Origin of the sequence: Bradyrhizobium erythrophlei, assembly GCF_900142985.1 — a bacterium.
GTDB classification, from domain to species: Bacteria; Pseudomonadota; Alphaproteobacteria; order Rhizobiales; family Xanthobacteraceae; genus Bradyrhizobium; species Bradyrhizobium erythrophlei_B.
Map to the genome: position 1 here is coordinate 2039323 of NZ_LT670849.1, position 17969 is coordinate 2057291.

The 17969-nt window shown below is 60.7% G+C and carries 11 protein-coding genes; 2 read left to right on the top strand and 9 right to left on the bottom strand.

From position 1 onward, the window contains the following. Nucleotides 1-27: 27 nt before the first annotated feature. The 5 genes from BUA38_RS09565 to BUA38_RS09585 all read right to left on the bottom strand — a co-directional run bounded on the left by BUA38_RS09565 (nucleotide 28) and on the right by BUA38_RS09585 (nucleotide 6366). Nucleotides 28-999 (bottom strand): 3-hydroxyacyl-CoA dehydrogenase NAD-binding domain-containing protein, encoded by a 972-nt coding sequence (locus BUA38_RS09565; RefSeq protein WP_072817708.1) that lies wholly within the window; start codon nucleotides 997-999, stop codon nucleotides 28-30. Nucleotide 1000: 1 nt separating this feature from the next. Continuing rightward, nucleotides 1001-1915, bottom strand: a complete 915-nt coding sequence (locus tag BUA38_RS09570; protein WP_072817709.1) for a 3-hydroxyacyl-CoA dehydrogenase — start codon at nucleotides 1913-1915, stop codon at nucleotides 1001-1003. Between the two features lie 167 nt (nucleotides 1916-2082). Beyond that, the gene (locus tag BUA38_RS09575; protein ID WP_072817710.1) at nucleotides 2083-3054 is read right to left on the bottom strand and encodes an HlyD family secretion protein; all 972 of its coding nucleotides are present in this window, start codon (nucleotides 3052-3054) and stop codon (nucleotides 2083-2085) included. Continuing rightward, nucleotides 3041-5371: an ABC transporter permease gene (locus BUA38_RS09580; RefSeq protein ID WP_072817711.1), complete on the bottom strand. Its 2331-nt coding sequence runs from the start codon at nucleotides 5369-5371 to the stop codon at nucleotides 3041-3043. The genes BUA38_RS09575 and BUA38_RS09580 overlap by 14 nt, the downstream gene beginning before the upstream one ends. Further along, nucleotides 5368-6366, bottom strand: a complete 999-nt coding sequence (locus tag BUA38_RS09585; RefSeq protein WP_072825985.1) for an HlyD family secretion protein — start codon at nucleotides 6364-6366, stop codon at nucleotides 5368-5370. Before BUA38_RS09585 ends, BUA38_RS09580 begins: the two co-directional genes overlap by 4 nt. A 186-nt stretch (nucleotides 6367-6552) precedes the next feature. Here BUA38_RS09585 and BUA38_RS09590 point away from each other — a divergent pair, with 186 nt between their 5' ends. Beyond that, complete coding sequence (locus BUA38_RS09590; RefSeq protein ID WP_072817712.1) at nucleotides 6553-6825, top strand: hypothetical protein; 273 nt, start codon at nucleotides 6553-6555, stop codon at nucleotides 6823-6825. 56 nt (nucleotides 6826-6881) lie between these two features. Here BUA38_RS09590 and BUA38_RS09595 read toward each other — a convergent pair whose 3' ends face one another. The 3 genes from BUA38_RS09595 to BUA38_RS09605 all read right to left on the bottom strand — a co-directional run bounded on the left by BUA38_RS09595 (nucleotide 6882) and on the right by BUA38_RS09605 (nucleotide 12187). After that, nucleotides 6882-7259 (bottom strand): tautomerase family protein, encoded by a 378-nt coding sequence (locus tag BUA38_RS09595; RefSeq protein ID WP_072817713.1) that lies wholly within the window; start codon nucleotides 7257-7259, stop codon nucleotides 6882-6884. Nucleotides 7260-7341: 82 nt separating this feature from the next. Further along, nucleotides 7342-9051, bottom strand: coding sequence for a thiamine pyrophosphate-dependent enzyme (locus BUA38_RS09600; protein WP_072817714.1), 1710 nt, complete (start codon nucleotides 9049-9051; stop codon nucleotides 7342-7344). A gap of 124 nt (nucleotides 9052-9175) precedes the next feature. Next, nucleotides 9176-12187 (bottom strand): ATP-binding protein, encoded by a 3012-nt coding sequence (locus BUA38_RS09605; protein ID WP_172806008.1) that lies wholly within the window; start codon nucleotides 12185-12187, stop codon nucleotides 9176-9178. Between the two features lie 113 nt (nucleotides 12188-12300). On the opposite strand from BUA38_RS09605, the gene BUA38_RS09610 reads away from it, so the two are divergent. Continuing rightward, nucleotides 12301-15057 carry a LuxR C-terminal-related transcriptional regulator gene (locus BUA38_RS09610; RefSeq protein WP_156898469.1) on the top strand — a complete coding sequence of 919 codons (2757 nt, stop codon included), beginning with the start codon at nucleotides 12301-12303 and terminating at the stop codon, nucleotides 15055-15057. A 47-nt stretch (nucleotides 15058-15104) separates the two neighbouring features. Here the strand turns inward: BUA38_RS09610 and BUA38_RS09615 are convergent, their stop codons facing one another. Beyond that, nucleotides 15105-17954, bottom strand: coding sequence for an ATP-binding protein (locus tag BUA38_RS09615; protein ID WP_072817716.1), 2850 nt, complete (start codon nucleotides 17952-17954; stop codon nucleotides 15105-15107). Nucleotides 17955-17969: the final 15 nt, after the last annotated feature.

A 17969-nucleotide genomic window follows, 5' to 3' on the forward strand; every position in this document is an offset into this window, starting at 1 on the left:
ATCGATATTGCCGGCGGCGGCTCGCCCCTAGGCGGCCGTCGATTTCGTCTGGCTCGACCCGGCGGCCTTTTTGCGCAGCTCGATCAGGCCGAGCAGGACCTCGTCGCGCTCCGCCGCGAGTTCGCCGATCGAACGCGATCCCGCCTCGGCGTGAACGCTGTCGACGAGCTTCTTTTGCACTTCCGGCGTCAGCACCGGCGAGCCAAGGGTCTTCCACCAGGCGGTCATCGGGCCGGTGAACTGCTGGAAGAAGTGCTCGATGCCGCCCGGGCCGCCGCCAAGATGGTTGAGCATCAGATTGCCCATGACGCCCCACCGAAGGCCCGGGCCCCAGCACAGCGCTGTGTCGACGTCGGCGGCGCTCACCACACCCTCGGAGACGAGGTAGTAAACCTCGCGGGCCAGTGCCGCCTGTAGACGGTTCGCGACATGGCCGGGCATTTCCTTGTTGAGGCGCACCGTCCGTTGTCCGATCGAGGTGTAAAACTCCTCGGCGCGCTTTATGGTCGCTTCCGATGTTTTCGCCCCGCCGACGATTTCGGTCAGCGGGATCAAGTGCGGCGGATTGAACGGATGGGCGATGACGCAGCGTTCGGGATGGCTTGCTGCGCCCTTCTGGATTTCGCTCATGGTGAGCCCCGACGAGCTCGACGCGATGATCACGTCGGGCGCCAGCAACTCGTCCAGCTGTCCATAGAGTTTCTGCTTGAACTCGATGCGCTCGGGGCCGTTCTCCTGGACGAGATCGACGCCGTCGACCGCTTGCGCGAGCGCAGCCGTGAACTTCAGGTTCGACTGCGAGGCTCCGGGCGAGAGGCCCAATCGCTTGAGCGCCGGCCAGGCCGCCTCCACAAAACTCCTTAAGCTGGCTTCCGCGTTCGGCGCAACGTCGGTCGCGACGACCTGCAGTCCCTTGGTGAGAAACAGCGAGGTCCAGCTCGCGCCGATGACGCCTGTACCAATAATGGCAATCCGGCGAATGGGCTTGTTTTGCGACATATCAGCTCTCCTTCGGGATTTCGGCGTATGCGATGCCGGTGAGGTTGCCCTGGCCATAGAGGAAATTGCGCTCTCCGGATCCATCGAGCCGCGCGGAGTAAACCGAGCCGGCGAAATCGGTCACGAACATGCGGTTGCCCGGTACATCGAGCGCAATTCCGATCCCTTCCATGAGATGGTTCACCACGATCTCTGGCTCGAGAGGTTTGTTGTCGATCGATGCCCTGTTCACGGTGTTGCCGCGCGGCGGGTCACCTCGATCGGTCCAGTACAGAATGCGATTCTTGAGGTCGAGCTCGAGGTCGATCGGCTCGGGCAAGCGATCGAAGAAGACTTCGATATCCGAGCGATTTGTCGCGCTCTGTCCCTTGGGAATTTCGATGTTTGCGCTGAAGATGCGGCCGAGGCCGGCATTGTCGGGGCCCTTCTGGGTCCAATAGATCCGTCCGAGCTTCGGATCGATGGTCAGCCCGACGCACCACTTGGTCGGATCCCGGCGATCGGCGTCGCCCCGTCCCGCTTCAATCAGTGTTTCGATCCGTGAGCCGTCAAGATTGCAGCGCATGACACGCATGCCCTCGCGGTCACACCAATAGAGCTTGCCGCTCGCTTTCTCGAGAATGATCTGTTTCGGAGTATGAGTGTTTCCGACTGGCACAATGACCTTGCGGTTCCTGCCGTCGAGATTGGCGCGCTCGATGGACCCGTCGTCCAGGTTTGGAACGCCCATGTTGGTCCAGTAGATATGACCGGCGTCGACATCGACGACGATGCCGTCCGGAAGATGACACCCCGTCACAATCGTTCTGTGATCGGAGCCATCGGTATTCATGACGTGAATTTTGTCGGCGTTCAGCTCGAGAACGAAAAGCCGGGGAATTGCAGCCGTCGCGACAATCGTTTGGGAAGATTTCATGGGGCTACCATCTAAAGCTGCTTTGAACACTGGTTCAGCCAGAACTCGTCCACGGACTATGTCGCGGATGCTCACCGTCATCTTGAACGATACTGTCGTGGCTTTAATCGCTGTGCTCTATCGAGCTTCGTCGGCAGTGTTGACGAGGCGAGCGCGAGCCTCTGTCGCTATCGCTCAACCCAAACAGTCATGCCGGGTTCGAGGTCTGCCGGTTGCGCCAGCGGGTCGAGGCGCATTCGCAACGTATTGCGGTCATGATCTCCGATCACCCGCTCAGCCTGCCAGGTGGCAAAGGTTCCGAGCGGCCGCAGTCCGGTGACGGCACTCTTGACCGCCCCACCCGCGCCATTTCGCATCACGTCCACGGTTTTTCCTACCGTGAGACCGTCGAGATGGTCCTCGCGTACATTGAACGACAGCCATTGCTTGCCCGCCGCTTCGACCATCAGAACCGGTTGACCCGCACGAACGTTCTCGCCCACCTCTGCGGCGACGACGCTGATCATACCGTCAGTTGGAGCGCGCAGAATCATCTTTTCAAGACGGCGCTCAAGCACGGCCACTGACGCGGCTGCGGCCTGCACTTGTGCGTCGGCGATCGCGCGCTCCTCCCGCGTCGGGCCCGCCACGGCCGCATCATAATTCGCCTGGGCCTCAGCAACATCGGCACGCGCGCTTGCGGCGTCGCTTTCGGCCTGATCAAGCGCCTGCTGGGACTCGAAGCTCTGACGCGCCAGCGTACTGGTCCTTGTCAGCTGTGCCTGCACATATTCGAGGCGAGCGCTTGCCTTGGCTATCTGGGCTTTCAGCGAGTCAACCTGCTCGCGACGGACACCGACATAGACGTTGTTGCGGTTCGCGGTTGCCGACCCGAGCGCGGCACGCGCCTGGTCGGCTTGCGCGGTCAACTCCACCGCGGACAGTCTCGCCAGAATATCACCCGCGTGCACATGCGTGCCCTTCCCGACCACAATCGACACGAGTTGGCCGTTCACCTCCGGCTCGACCCTCACTTCGGTGGCCCGCACGACGCCGACGATCGCGGCTGGCGATTCGGGACGACGCGAGGAATAGATCAGGACGCCGGCGGCAAGCACGAGCGCAATCGCGGCGATGACGGCAGGTTTAGCCTTGGGCATTTGCCTGTCCTCGCTTGACGGCGAACGCCGAGATTACGGCGATCGCGAAATAGGCCAATGTCAGGCACCAAAGTGCGAACCAGTCATGCGCAACCTCCCAGATGCTGGCGCCCAGTTGGTTGATGCGCACGAGGCCATCGATCGCAGAGTCCGCTGGAAACATCCGACCGAGCGCCGTGGCCGCCTCGGGGATTGCTTCGCGCGGCCATGCGAAGCCCGCGGTAAAGAACTGTGGCAGGCTGGTTGCAAGCAGAAGAATGGTGGCGTTTTCCGGCTGCTTGAACCAGGCTCCAATCGCCTGCCCCATGAAGCTCGTCGCCAGCAAAAAGACCATTCCGAGCGCGAAGAGTTGCGGAAGATGGCCGAGCGTCGAAAAGCCGTAGATGCGCGGCAGCACGATGAGATAAAGCGCGAGCGCCGGGAGGTAGATCGTCAGGTGGGCGACGCCGCGGCCTAACACGCCGGCAAACGCGCCGTCGGCTTTTGCCAGCGCGCTACCGGTCAACATCGCAGCCCCAATCAGCAGTGTTTGCTGCAGGATCAGCATAAATGCCGCCGGAACGACGTAGCTCGCATAGCCGCCCACCGGATTGAAGATCGGCTGGAGCAGAACGTCAGCCGGGCTCAAGTTCGCCAATTTCGCCTGGACAAGACTTCCATCGGAGCGCGCGCCTCTCGAAACAAGCTCGGACGTCAATGCACCGACGGCGGCGACCACACCGCTTGCAGTCGAGCGGAATATGAAAAGGTAGGTGGCATCCGCGTGAATCGGGATATGGGCGGTAATACCCTTGAGCACGTCGCGTTCGATGTCGGGCGGAATTTCGACGGCGGCAAAAACCTCTCCACGATCGATAGCGGTGCGCGCCTCGGCGAGTGTGTGGGCGCGAACCACGACGCTCAATGCTCCGCTCGCATCCAGCGTCTCGACGATCTGCCGGCTCATATCGCTCAGATCGTTGTCGACGACGGCGATCGGAAGTTTGCGGAGGATCTGGTTCAGGTAAGGTTGCGGGTAATAAATGCCATAAATCAGAGGAGCCAAGATCAGCAAGGTGAAGGCGCTCTTTGTTCCGAGAACACGCCGCCACTCCGCGTTGAAAGAGCCGCCGATGCCTCGCGATATTCCGCTGGCCTCAGCCTGCTCGGGAGGCGGCGCTGTTTCAAAGCGGCCTTTGCGCGTGAGGCTTGCCATCCGCAGCAAGGCGAGACTGGCAAAGAGCACCGCCAAGCCCGCGAGCGCCGCGAAAGGAACGGCGGATTCCGAGACCGGCAATCCCCGCGCGGCCTGTCCAAGCAAGACGGCCATGTACCAGCGCAACGGCAGAATCGCGCTCCAGGCTTGCGCAAACGCGTTCATGCCGACGGTTGGAAAGCCGACGCCGGCGTAACCGAATGCAGGAGAGACGAAGAGACCCGCAAGCCCAAGTCCCGATGCCAGATCGCCGGCCAGAAGCTGTAGCAAGGCCCCAAGCGACAGGTGGGCGACAATCAACAGGGAGGCCGCAACCACCAACAACGGCAGGTCCCCCCTGAAGGGGATCTTCAACACGCCCTCGAGGAAGAGCGCTTCGGCCAGCATGATCAGGAAGAAGATCGCAAACAGCGGTGCGAGCTTGCCGACCAGCGCGACGACCGGATCGCCACCGGCGCTTTCGAGCCAGGCCCGCGCGTCGCGGCGACGGAATTCGGAGCCGACGGAATAACCCGCGGCCAGAGTGATCACCACGTGAATGATCGTCGGCAGCAATGCGCGCAGCAGGAACTGCGCGTAGTTTTTCTGCGGATTGACAAGCGCGATGGTCTCGCCGGTCAGCGTTCCGACCGAGACGGCTGCGGGAGCGGCGGCATGCGCGGGAGCTACGGCCGAGGCGGCTGCGGAAAGCGTGTCGCTGAGCCCTGAAGATGCAATGCCGGCCGCCGTGAGGAACTGCTGGTTGTAGAAACCTATGACCTGCGGGCGGCGCTCGGCTTTCAAGTCGCTCTCGAAATCCGGCGGAATATAGATTGCCGAGATCGCCTTGCCGGAGCGAATATCCTGTGCGGCCGTCGTCAGGGTTCCGGAACGGTCGACGATATGCAGGCTCGGCGACGCCGCAACGTATTCCACCAGGGCACGCGAGGTATCCGATCGATCCTCGTCGACAACGCTTACGCCAAGCCCGCGGATGACGGGGTGGCTGAACACGGTCGTGAGAACCACGAACGCAAACAGCGGCACGGCGAAGATCAAAAGGAGCGCCACCCGGTCGTGAAACAACCATTGGCATTCGCGCCGTGCGACCAGAAAAAATCCCGGCTGCGCCACCGGCCTCATTGCCTGGAACGCCAGTCGAGATAGGCGCTCATCCCCGGCCTCAGGTCCGGCACCGGCTGAACCGGGTAGGCGCGGATTGAGAATGTCCGCAAGTCGAAGTCACCCGTGGCGCGCGTGGCGCGCCAACTCGCATATTCGCCCTTGGTCGCAATCAGCTTGACCTCGACCGGGATGCTGCGGTCATCGAGAGCCGGAATGCGCACGTTGAATCGATCGCCGACCTTGATGGTCTTCAGCAAATCCTCACGCAGGTCGAAATGGATCCAGACGTCGGCCAGATCGATCAAGGTTATCAGCGGCACGCCCGGAGACACATATTCGCCGGGCTCCACATTGCGCTGGTAAATCTGCGAGGCGACCGGAGCATAGACGACCAGTTGATCGATAATTGACTGGACGCTCTGGACGTCGGCATCGGCCTTTTCGACATTGGCCTTGGCGATCGCCCTTTCTTCCTTTGTGTAGCCGTTGACCGCCTGCTCGTAGGCTGAATTGGCCTGATCGACGGCCCTTTCGTTTTCGTGCAAGGAATCCGTCATCTGGTCGAGACGGGATTGCGGCGAATTGCCCTGCTCGGTCAAAATACGGGTTCGCTCGAAGGTCTTCTGCGCCAGCACCAGGGCTGCTTGTGCGCGCTCCAGCTCCGCCTTCCGCGCGGCAATGGTCTCCACCCGCGTTCCGACGAGGACGTTGGCAAGCTGCGCTTGCGCTACGGCCATCGCTGCCTTCATTTGCGCGAGCTTGGCGACAGTTTCCGGATTGTCGATGCCGACGAGCACGGCATTTGCAGGGACGTTCTGGCCCCGTTCGACAGGTATGTCCTTGACCCGTCCATCGACACGCGCGGCGATGTCCAGCCGGGTTGCATCGGCCTCGCCCTGCACCAGCAGCGGTTCCGGCCGCAACAGATAGAAAACCGATAGCGCGGCGACGGCAGCCACAACGACGCCGACGATGATGGAAGGAGTGCGTGCGGAAGGAGCGCGTGCCACCATATTCTCCTCCGCACCAATTTCTGGCGACTTGGGCGTGCTTTCGATCTGCGTATTGGGAGCTGGCATGTCCATGCCCGCGGAATTCTGAACAATCCACGGCTCAAATGGATTGTAAGAACCTGCTACGACTAGGATGTGACGTTCAATTTTTTAGGAAACGATCGAGCAGTAGCGCCTGGCCGGACCGTGATTGCGGATATCTTCCCCCGTGTGCGAGCTCGGACCCACCGCATCGCGGCGTTTCCTGCGCACACCATCGCTCACGTCAAGGCCGCTGTGGATCAGGGAGCGTTCGCCTCCTTGGCGGAGGGGCTTCTGGTGGAAGCACATGAGTCCGATTTGAGTGTCGCCAGCGAGGTGACGCAAGCGCGCGCGGCGGAAGCATTGAAGGTCGGCGCCGAAACTTACGAGGGCGAGCTGGAGATGGATTTTATATCGCGGCTCTCCCCCGCAAGATAACCCGCGTCCGACAACGGATCAGGCCCGGCCGATGGCACGGGCCGGCGACCTCGAGTCTACTTCTCGTGCCCAACCTCCGGCATGATCACACCGTTCTCCATCGCCTGGCTCGCGGGTACTTCCTGCAGCGCGATGGAAAGGTCGCGATCGGATACCCCGGTCTTTTCCTTGAACATGTTCCAGAGCGATTGAACGAGCCGGGATTTCTCTTCCGGCGTGTGGCCGGCGCGGATCACGCCCACGATCGAACTGACCGGCGACTGTTCCGCGGCGACATAGGCATGATTTCGAGGATAGGTCGGAAAGATCGAATGGACGAAATACGCAGGCACGTGCATTGCCACCGTATGGATCCGAACGAGCTCAGCCGCGATCGTGTCTCGTTGCTGAGCCGAAAGCAACCCATCCGGCGTCGTGACCGTATAAAGCGGCATGCTGCTCGATTCCCTTTTAATGTGACCCGTTTGCCGACGCGATAGCGCGCATCCGTCGGATCGCGCCCCCGGCACGACCGGCTCAGATGTTCTCCTTGATCATTTCGATCAGATCATGGGTTTGTCCGCCGAGCACGGCCCGCGCGGAATACAGGACCATCCCGTAGGCCGGTCCAAACTCGATCATCGGCGGCATCACCAACGTCATGGGCTCGACGTTCACGTCGAGCAAAGCCGGGCCCGGCTGGGCGAGCCACTCACTGACGGCTGCCTCGAGCTCGTCCGCCTTGGCGACGGTGCGGCCCCACAGGCCCATCGCCTTTGCGACCGCGCCGAAATCGGGATTCTGAAGATGGGTGTAGAGCGGCAACAGCCCTTCCGACTTCTGCTCGATATCGATGAAGCCCAGCTTTCCGTTGTTGAACACCGCCACCTTGATCGGCAGCTTGTGCTGGACGGCAGTCATCAGATCGCCGATCAACATTCCGATCCCGCCGTCGCCCGAAAGCGAGATAACCTGACGGCCAGGCTGAGCCTTTTGCAGGCCGAGCGCGGTCGGCATGGCGGCCGCCATGGTTCCGTGCAGGAGGCTGGCGTAGAAACGCCGCTTGGGGGTGGCCTTGAAATAGCGGTGCATCCAGACAGTCGCCGTTCCGTCATCTCCTGCAACGAGAGCATCGTCCGCCGCCATGCGGTCAATGACCTCGGTCAGGTAGATCCCGGAAATGGTATCGCGTCGCTTGGGCGCGGCCTTTTCCATCTGATTGGCCATGACGTCGCGGTAGCGTTGGACGAAGTGATCGCGGAAAGTGGTGTCCGTCTTTTTGTGCAGACGAGGAATCAATGCTTCGAGCGTAGCTTTGATGTCGCCGACCACACCCCGGGTTATCGGATGGCGGCGGCCCAGATGAGTAGGATCGATATCGATCTGCACGATCTTGGCGTGGTCCGGGTAGAATTGCCGCCAGGCGAAATTCGCACCAAGCAGCAGCAGGGTGTCGCATTCCCGAACGGCCTGATAGGCCGCCTCGTTTCCGATGAGCCCGGTCATGCCGACATTGTACGGATTGTCGTATGAGAGAGAGTCCTTGGCGCGGCTGGTATGGGCGATCGGCGCCTTGAGGATCTCGGCCGCGCGAAGAATCTCGTCATGCGCGCCACGGCAACCTGCCCCGCCATAGATGGCGACCTTCTCGCCGGTGTTGATGATGGCCGCGATCTGATCCAGTTCAGCATCGTTGGGGCGTATGATCGGACGGCTCGTATGCACCGCATACGGCACATCGTCTTTGACGTCGGAATGCGAGATGTCGACCGGAACGATCAGGACGGCCACTCCACTCTTCGCGATGGCGGATTGGCAAGCCATGACGGTCTTGCGCCGGGCCTGTTCAGGGGTCAGGATCATGTCGCAATAGACGCTGATGCTGCCGTATATCGCCTTGAAATCGACCTCCTGGGGAAACTCGAACCCCAATTCGTCGCGAACGATCTGGCTCGCGATCAGAATGACAGGCGCGCGATTGCGGTTCGCCTCGACGATGCCGTTGATGAAGTGCAGGCTGCCCGGGCCGCAGCTTCCGGCGCACGCCGTGAGGTTACCGGTTATCAAGGCCTCGCCATGGGCCGCGAAGGCGCCTGCCTCTTCGTGGCGCATGCTCACCCACTCGATCCTGCTTTTGGAGATGCTGTGGGCAATCAGGTTGAGCGTATCGCCCACGACGCCATAACAATGTTTGACGCCGGCGCTCTGTAGCGTCTCAACGATGATTTCTGCGACCTTCTTGCTCATGGCGACGACCCCTTTTTGTAGTCGTCGCGCAACATGCGCCCGGCCGTGGAAGCGGGCTTGTAGGGGAATGCGAGGATTTGTACGCGGTTGCGCAGACGGCGCGCAGTCGTCCCGGCTGCCTGCCCTAGCCGATGGGCTCGATATCGGGTTGCAGCCGATCGAGGGTTTTCCGGGCCCGCTCGTGAACGGGAGATACCATTCCAGCCGGCATTCGATCGAACGCTGCGCCAAGACGGTCGCGGGCTTCCGACGCACGATGCTGCTTCAATAGCAGCTCAGCAAGGTCCGTAGCGGCACTCAATTCAAATAGACTTGCGGACTGGCGCCTGGCCCAATCGATCGACGTAAGCAGGCTTTCTTCGGCTTCGAAATAATCCTTGGCCGATCGCGACGCCAAGACGAGCCCTCTCATTCTAAACAGAGCAGGCATGTATAGAAATTTCCCGCCGTGATGCTGCGCATCTATGGCGTTCATGACCATCGTCAGAGCCTCCTGGTGCTCGCCAACCTCGATGAGACCCGCGGCCAGGTCACAGACAAAGTCCATGCTGAGCATTTCATGGCGTTGGGCGTGAAGTTCTTCCAGAGCTCTTTTCAGCATCGGAATCCCCTCGCGGAGATTATTCTGGAGGATCAACCACTGGCCTCTCAGACCCGTCGCCGCGGCGCCGTATGGCTTCAGCGAAGAGGCTGATGAGAGTTCAGTCAGCCGCGTGATGTATTGGTCCGATCGGCGAATGTCCGCCATCGTCAAATACACCGGAAGAACCAGGCTAAGAGATTGACAAAGCGTGGCGGTATGACCGGATTTCTCCGCTTCTTCTATGGCACGCTTTGCGTGATCAAGTGACTGATCTACCAGACCTCTGTACAGCAGACACCGGGCCATTCCGACAAGTAAAAGACTGTTGTGATAAAACAGGTGTTGCCCCAAGCGGAAGCGCGAGCCCAAGGCAGAGTGGCTAAGCCCGGCTTCGAAATGCTTAAACGCGACGAGGTGATTTCCGGCCAGATGATGGGCAGCGCCCAACAGCGATTCAGCGAGCGCCATGTCATCGTGGTCCCTGGTTTTCAGGGCCACTTCTTTGCTTCGAGAGGCGATATCGAGCGCAGCATTGATGTCGATATTCCAACGGTAATACGTGAAGAGCCCGCTCAGAAGCCGCAACTCGTAGGCAGCGTCTCCCTGCATGTCCGCAGCGTCGAGCGCGCGAGCGAATGTCTTGTGAATCAGCTCGCTACTCCCTTTGGCGTGCATCAAGGCGAAGGATAGTGACGTCGAGATTTCCAAATCCCGACGAGAATCCGTGCGCTGATCTCCGAGACGAACGATTGCGCGCTCCGCCCAAATTCGACATTCGCTCAACAGCGAAAGCTCGAGAAACAATTGCGTTGAGGCGGCCGCAAGCCTTATCGCAATCTCGTCGTTGCCGTGCGATCCGAAGCTCCATTCCAGCGCCGATCGAACATTGCTGAGTTGCCAGGAATAGGCCGCAACTCTTTCAGCGCTTGGCAGAGCCGATCGTATCTCCTTTTGCGAGTCGAGCTGTTGGATCACGTATTCCGCATGTCGCGCCGAGATCGGGTCGAGCTCACCATGCTCCTCCAGTTTCTCGAGCGCATATGCCCGCGTCGTCTCCAGCAACCGGTACTGCGGTTCGCCCTGGTCAAGCCGGGTCGCAATCAACGACTTCTCGATCAGACCGGCGATGGCGTCAAATATCGCTCCATGGTCGGAGCCAGGGTCGGCCGCGACACGTCTTGCTCCTTCAAGGCTGAATTGTCCGACAAACCGGGCAATTCGCCTGAGGACAATTCTCTCCATGCCCGACAGCAGGTCGTAGCTCCAATCCAGCGTCGCCCTTAGCGTCTGATGCCTGGGAATCGCGGTGCGATGGCCACGTTTCAGCCACTCCAGCCGAGACGCCAAATCCGCGAGAGTGCCCCTCATGCCCAGCGCAGCCACGGGGCCGGCGGCCAATTCGATCGCGAGCGGCAATCCGTCCAGTTTGCGGCACATATCAGCGACCAACGGTGCCTCACGGTCTGTAAGAACGAAATTGCCACCTCTGGCCGCTACGCGCTCGACGAAGAGCTGGACAGCGGGATACCGCGCCACGACATCCGCCGTTTGCTCCGCTTCGGTCGGCGGAAACTCCAAGGGATCGACGCGGCAGCAATGTTCGCCTTCCACCTTCAGCATTTCACGACTTGTGGCGAGAAGATGGACTTGTTCAGCTTCCTGAAAGAGCTGCTCGGCGATCGGCGCGGCTGCCTGTATCACGTGCTCGCAGTTATCGAGGATAATAAGAAGTTTTCTCGTGCGGATGAGATCGACGAGTTCCTGGCTCGTTTCGTTCGACGTCGGCGCAAGCCCCACGGACGTCCCGATGGCCCGAACGACAAGATGCGGATCGGCAAGGCTTCCCAAATCGACGAAATAGACCGCTCCGCCGAACTCCGCGGCAAGGGCGTGGCCGGCAGCCACGGCAATGGTGGTCTTCCCGATGCCGCCCGGGCCAAGCAGGGTGACGAACCGCTGTTTGCGAAGGCTCTCTAGAACGTCGCTCAGGATGAGGTCGCGCCCGACCATCCTGCGGGGGCGCGCGGGCAGGCTGCTCTCGTAGCGACTGTCTGGAATATTGGTGCTTCGGTCGACATGTCCAGCCACAGAGCCGACAAACGAATAGCCTCTGCCCTGGATGTTCGTGATGTACCGGTTTCCGAATTTGCCGTCCCCAAGCGCTTTTCGGATCGCGGCAATATGGACGCGGAGGCTTCCCTCCTCGACCACAACGTCCGGCCAGACGTGATCAATGAGCTCTTTCTTTGTGACGACTTCGCCGGGACGCTCGGCAAGATAGATCAAGATATCGAGCGCCCGGCTGCCGAGGGGAAGCATGACACCGTCGCGTTGAAGGACTCTCTCGCCACTCGAAAGCTCAAAAGGGCCGAACTTCAGTTTTCTGTGAAAGTTATCGCCCGCCATGGCTTCCAACGCAGATTTCTCATGTGCCGCAATACCCACACAATCGCCACGTAACCGGAGTTCGCGCCCACTGGTCGATATTGGCCTGTTGTCGTTCTGGTGTGCAACCGCACCACCCCGGCTCAACAGCCGGTGATTGCGTTCCACGAACTTGCCTCTAGCGATCCCAACCCTTCCCTCTCGCGAACTGTGATCGTACACTTCCACCATTGAGGGTATCCCCCTGATGGGGGGACGACCGACACGCGAAGGGGGTCCCCTTGATCGAACCCAGCTCAAGCCACAATGCAATTGGAGCTGGAATAAGTGCCTTCGCCAGCGCAGGACGGTTGCCGTTCCTGGCGACGAAGATCGTGCCGGCTCGACTTGGCGGCCTTGTCGCCCGTCCGCGGCTGCTGGCGATGCTGTCCGGGCTCCCGGCCAAGCAACTTGGGGTCATCAAAGCGCCGGCGGGGTTCGGTAAAACCTCGCTCGCGGCTGCCTGGGCCGAACAGCTTGAGCAAAACGGCTGTGCCGTTGCATGGCTTACCATCGACTCGGACGACGACGAAGCCACACGGTTTCTGTTCTATTTGTCGCAGGCCGTGCACCGCGCCTGTCCCGACGTCGGCGCCAGCGCGATCGAGTTGATCCTGGAGAATAACCTGATCGACCCGCCAGCGGTTCTATCAAGCCTGATCAACGACCTGACAGAGGTGGAAGAGGACGTATACTTCTTTTTTGAGGACTACCACTGGCTCAGCGCTGCTCGCATCCATCAAACCGTCGCGTATTTTCTGAAGCACGCGCCTTCCCACTGTCACGTCGTGCTGACGACACGTACAGAGCCGCCGCTGCCGCTCGCGACCTTGCGAGCCCAGAATCAGCTGATCGAAATCGATGCCGCCGCCCTGCGGTTTGACATGCAGGAGACGGTGGCATTTCTCGACCGCGCCAGACCCGGGGTGCTGGAGCTCCCCGAGGTCCTGCTCTTGCAGCGCAAGACCGAAGGGTGGCCAGCCGCCTTGCGAATTATCGTGTCCATGGCCTCACAATCCGGGCCTGACCTGAAAGAGTATGTGCACAGTCTCTCGGGTTCACAGCGTCCGATCGCGGCCTATCTGTCGGAGATGCTTGATGCACTGCCGGCCGAATTGGTCGACTTCTTGCTGCGAACGGCCATTCTTGATCGGCTCTCCGGTCCATTATGCGAGGCCGTAACCGGCGCGAGTACGAGCCGCACAATCCTGACAGCGCTTTCGCAACGCCAGATGCTGCTCACACCGCTTGGCAACGACGGTGTTTGGCACCGTTGCCACACGCTGCTCGCCGAGTACCTGAGACAGCGGCTGGAGGCGGACGCCGATATCGACATCCCGGAGCTGCACAGGCGCGCCTCCCTTTGGCACGCCTCACAGGAACTATGGACCGAAGCAGTTCAGCATGCGATCGCGGCCGGCGATTCGGATCGCGCAATCGGCTGGATCAAGAATTGCGCCATGGCTTTGATCACGAGGGGCGATCTGTTCACCCTGCTTGAATGGCGGCGTCTGTTTCCCGGCGAACTGATGCGAAGCCAGCCCGAGGTGAGAATGGCGATCGCCTGGGGGTTGGCGCTGGCGCTGCGTTTTGAAGAGGCCCTGCAACTCGCAACCGAAATTCAGCAGGACGTCGATGCAAATGATCCACGGCAAAGCGACCTGCTGTCGGAATGCCGGGCGATTCGCGCCCTCACCATCGGGCTTATGGACGACACCGAACGCGCGCTGCCTTTGGCGCAGGACTGCGTGAATAACTCTTCCGATCCGTGGGCGGCGAACGTCGCCTCGAATGTCGTTCGCTATTGCCACATGAAAGCGGGAGACCTCAAGCAATTCTACGCCACACCATGGATCCCATATTCGATCGAAGAGGATCACAGGAACGCATTTGCTTCGGTATACCGGCGCTGTCTTCAAGGGCTTGCCGAGGAGCGGCAGATACGTCTTGCGGCAGCGGATGCGCAGTATCGCGAGGGCCTGCGGATCGCCGAACAAGGCGTCGGACCGAATTCGGTTGCGGCGGCTTTGCCGGCAAGTCTGATCGCAAGAATAAGGTATGAGGACGGTCAGATCGACGAGGCGGAGAGCTGGATTATCGACCGGGTGCCGCTGATCATCTCCGGCACGATGCACGAATGCGTGTTGAGCGCCTATTTCGTCCTCGCCAGAGTCGCTGCCGCCCGGATGAACTTCGATCGAACCCGCACGATCCTGGAACAGGCGGAAAATCAGGGCGTCGCACGCGGCTGGGGCAGGCTCTCAGCCAGCGCAATAGCAGAGCAAGCGCGGCTTCACCTGAACGATGGCCGCATCGATGAGGCCGCCGCTTGCGTCGATCGGCTGGAGCGCCTGGCGCGAAAGTACGCGGCAGTGAGGCCTTGCGCCTGGTCGGAAATTGAATGGTATCACAAGCTGGCGCGCGCGCACTTATTGGGGCAACAGGACCGTCCCGACGACGCCATATCGATCCTGCAGGTTCTGCAACACGACACCGAAGCGGCGCAGCATCGTTACTTCCTGATCCGAAGCGCGATTCATCTGTCGGCAGTTCAGCTCAAGGCAGGCAAAACCGCGGAGGCTGTGAACCGCTTTCGCCGCGTTCTGACCGCGTGCGCATCAGCCGGCCTTTACCAGACCGTTTTGGACGAGGGGCCGATCATCGACCAAATTCTCCAGGCGACCCAGGTCAACAGAAACATTGGCGCGGATCTGATGTCCTATGTCGACAGGCTCATGGGGGGTGTCGAGCGCGCGCAACAGGATCGACTTGCACCGGCTTCAAGACCACAGCTTCTCGGCGCATTGAGCCCGCGTGAAACCGATATTCTGCAGCTAATCGCGCACGGATTATCGAACAAGGAAGTCGCCCGGCGCCTCGACATCGGTCCAGAGACGGTCAAATCGCATCTCAAGAGCGTTTTCACCAAACTCGGTGTCGAACGGCGCTCACAGGCGGTGGCGCGCGCGCAGACCCTCGGTCTCGTCATCACGGAATGAGCCCAGCGCTCCGTCTGTTGACGCCGACATCTAGCTTACAAACGCCATCAGTACGCGATCCCGATGCCTTGATCGCGCCGGTAAGAGCCGTCCAATACACGATTGGCCAGTCTCAGGTCGAACGTGTCCGATCCATCGCGGAATTTCGCAAGAGTGGCGCGCAGGATCGACTTCGCCTCTTCTCGTCCCGCATCCGACGTCTCGGCGATGGCGAGGCTTGTCGCCGTTCTCAGCGTCCACGACAAGCTTCCTCGCCTGTCCGATATCTCGATCGCGCGGAGAAAGTACCCTTTGCAGGCATCCAACCCTTCGCGGCCGCGCAAGGCCAGTTCGCCCCTGATCCGAAGTAACTCGGGGACAAAAAGCTGGTGTTCGTCATCAAGGTTGATTTCCGCACGCTCGAAAACAGCAACGGCCTGCCGGGTGTGGCCAAGAACCGCCAAGCACCGCGCAAACTCTGCTTGCAAGATCGGATGGAAAACACCGTAGCGAGCCGCAGACAGCTTCTCCAATCCTGAATAAAGCAAATCGGTGGCCGCTTCGACCTCGCCTTGCCTGACCTTGCCGAGCGCCTGCATGGCAAAGCCGAAACCGTAATAACTATCCACCGCGTGTTTTCCGGCGTGCTCGACAAGCTCATTGGCGAGAGCATCGGCCTCGCCGTCCTCCGGATTTGTCAGATACGCGGTGAGCGCCGTCCAGGTGAGCGCAACGCAGAGCGGCACGGCCTGATCGAGCTGGCGAGCCTCGGCGATCGACATCCGGCCGAGCCGCCGCGCTTGATCGGGTGCGCCCCGTAGCCAGACCAGGTTCGCCAAAACGGCCAATGCGTCCGTTTTGCGATCGTAGCCAAATCGCTCGATGATAGCCTTTCGAACAGCTTCGACATCGTGATGCAGGGAAGCCTCAAGCATACTCTCGGCGTGCGCCAATCGCCCGGTGTGGTGGTAGGTTACGCCCCGCATATAGCTCGCGGTTGCGACAGCGCCGCGATCGCCGGACGCTTCGGCGACCTCTGCGCAGCGTTCCGCCAATTCGATGGCTTCTGCGTATCGTGGAAGCCTGATCCTGTGAGCCCAGAGAACAAGCAACGAGACGAGCTGAAATTCGACGTCGCCGAGACCCTCGGCAAGACGCCTCGCTTTGGCCCACCCGGCATATGACTCCTCGGTCATGCCAAGCGTGAACATCATGCTGCTGGCGAGCGCAGACTGAATGATCATTTCTTGCCGCGAACCTGAATTCATCGCGTCGAGACAGCTAATGGCCTTCGCCATCCACTGCCGGCATTCGGTCAGCAGGGCCATCCCCATCCAGGTGCTCGCCGATGCCGCCGCAAGATCAACACCAACTTTCGCATCGCCCGCATCGGAAAATGCCCAGTTCATGGCGGCCCTGAGATTGCCGACCTCGATCGCAAGCGCTTTGGGCCAGCCCGACACATCCATCGAGGCTCCCTGTCTGAACAAGTCGCTGAAATAAAGCGCGTGGCGGCGCCGGAACAAGCCCTGCTCTCCCGCTTCAGTCAGCCGCCGCGCGGCAAAGGCGCGGGTGGTGTCGAGCAGACGCAGTCGTGCGGTTTGCCCGTAAAGGGCAATCATCGATTTCGATCGCAGCTCCCAAAGACAGTCGGCGACCTTTGCTTCGTCGACCGCGTCATCGGCAACGACGGCGATCGCCGCCTCGAAGGCGAATCCACCCGAGAACACGCTCAGCCTGTTGAGAACGTGCTTTTGCTCTTCATCGAGAAGATCGTAGCTCCATTCCAGCGCGGCGTTCAGCGTCTGATGCCTCGGCATCGCCGTCCGACGCCCAGCCCACGACAGATCCAGGCGATCGTCCAGCAGGCTTGCGGTCTTGCCGAGGCCATAGACGTCGACCCTGCCTGCTGCCAGTTCGATCGCCAAAGCAATGCCATCCAGCCGCCGGCAGATTCCGGCGGCAACCGGCGCATCCAGATCGTGCAAGTCGAATTGCCGCTGCAAGGCTTTGACGCGGTCAACCAGCAACTGGACAGCGGGGTATTTCAGGGCATCCGACGCCAGGAGGGTCTGATCTTCCGGAGGGTACGCAAGCGCGGCGAGTTCGTGAACGTTCTCTCCTTCGGCGCGCAACGCTTCCCGGCTGGTCACGAGCAGGTGCAGTGTCGGCACATGACCGAACAGCTTTTCTGCGAGAGCGGAGGCGCCATCGATTAGATGTTCGCAACTGTCGAGCACAAGGAGCTTGGGCGGTCCAGCCAAACGGTCGATCAAAAGCGGAAGCACATCGGCTGTTTGGATCGCAAGCCCGAATGCGCTCGCCACGGCGGGTGCGACGAGAGAGACGTCATCAAGCGGACTGAGATCCACGAAACGAACTTCACCGTCGAAGATCGAGCGCATCTCATGCGCGACCGCCACTGCCACGGTCGTCTTCCCTATGCCTCCGGGCCCAACGATCGTAACGAACTTCTGCTCGGCAAGCTTCGCCTGGATCGCTGCAACGGTCGCGTTACGACCAACCATGCGCTCCAGACGAGCGGGCAGCCACGCATGACGCGCCGCCTTTGGTTCGGGCGTTTGCAGAAAGGACGTCGCAATCGGGACGATGAAACTGTAGCCGCGCCCCGGCACGTTTGCGATATATCGCCTGCTGGGATCGCCTTGAGCCAGGGCCTTTCGCAAAGCCGAGATGTGGACACGAAGGCTGACCTCGTCGGCCCTTTGGTTGGGCCAGACACGCTCGATCAAATCGTGCTTGCCGACAACCTTGTTTGGCTGTTCGACCAGAGAAATGAGGATGTCCATGGCACGGGCGCCGAGGGCTACGGTCTGCGTACCGTTCGTCAGACGCCTGCTGTCAATCGAAAGTTCGAAAGGGCCGAAGCTCAGAAATTTCCGATTCTCATCGCCCATGGGATATTTTCTGGC

What these genes read in the sequence shown, in the direction of transcription:
- BUA38_RS09600 (WP_072817714.1), bottom strand. Translation starts at nt 9,051, where the DNA reads ATGAGCAAGAAGGTCGCAGAAATCATCGTTGAGACGCTACAGAGCGCC.
- BUA38_RS09570 (WP_072817709.1), bottom strand. Translation starts at nt 1,915, where the DNA reads ATGAAATCTTCCCAAACGATTGTCGCGACGGCTGCAATTCCCCGGCTT.
- BUA38_RS09585 (WP_072825985.1), bottom strand. Translation starts at nt 6,366, where the DNA reads ATGGTGGCACGCGCTCCTTCCGCACGCACTCCTTCCATCATCGTCGGC.
- BUA38_RS09575 (WP_072817710.1), bottom strand. Translation starts at nt 3,054, where the DNA reads ATGCCCAAGGCTAAACCTGCCGTCATCGCCGCGATTGCGCTCGTGCTT.
- BUA38_RS09595 (WP_072817713.1), bottom strand. Translation starts at nt 7,259, where the DNA reads ATGCCGCTTTATACGGTCACGACGCCGGATGGGTTGCTTTCGGCTCAG.
- BUA38_RS09615 (WP_072817716.1), bottom strand. Translation starts at nt 17,954, where the DNA reads ATGGGCGATGAGAATCGGAAATTTCTGAGCTTCGGCCCTTTCGAACTT.
- BUA38_RS09580 (WP_072817711.1), bottom strand. Translation starts at nt 5,371, where the DNA reads ATGAGGCCGGTGGCGCAGCCGGGATTTTTTCTGGTCGCACGGCGCGAA.
- BUA38_RS09565 (WP_072817708.1), bottom strand. Translation starts at nt 999, where the DNA reads ATGTCGCAAAACAAGCCCATTCGCCGGATTGCCATTATTGGTACAGGC.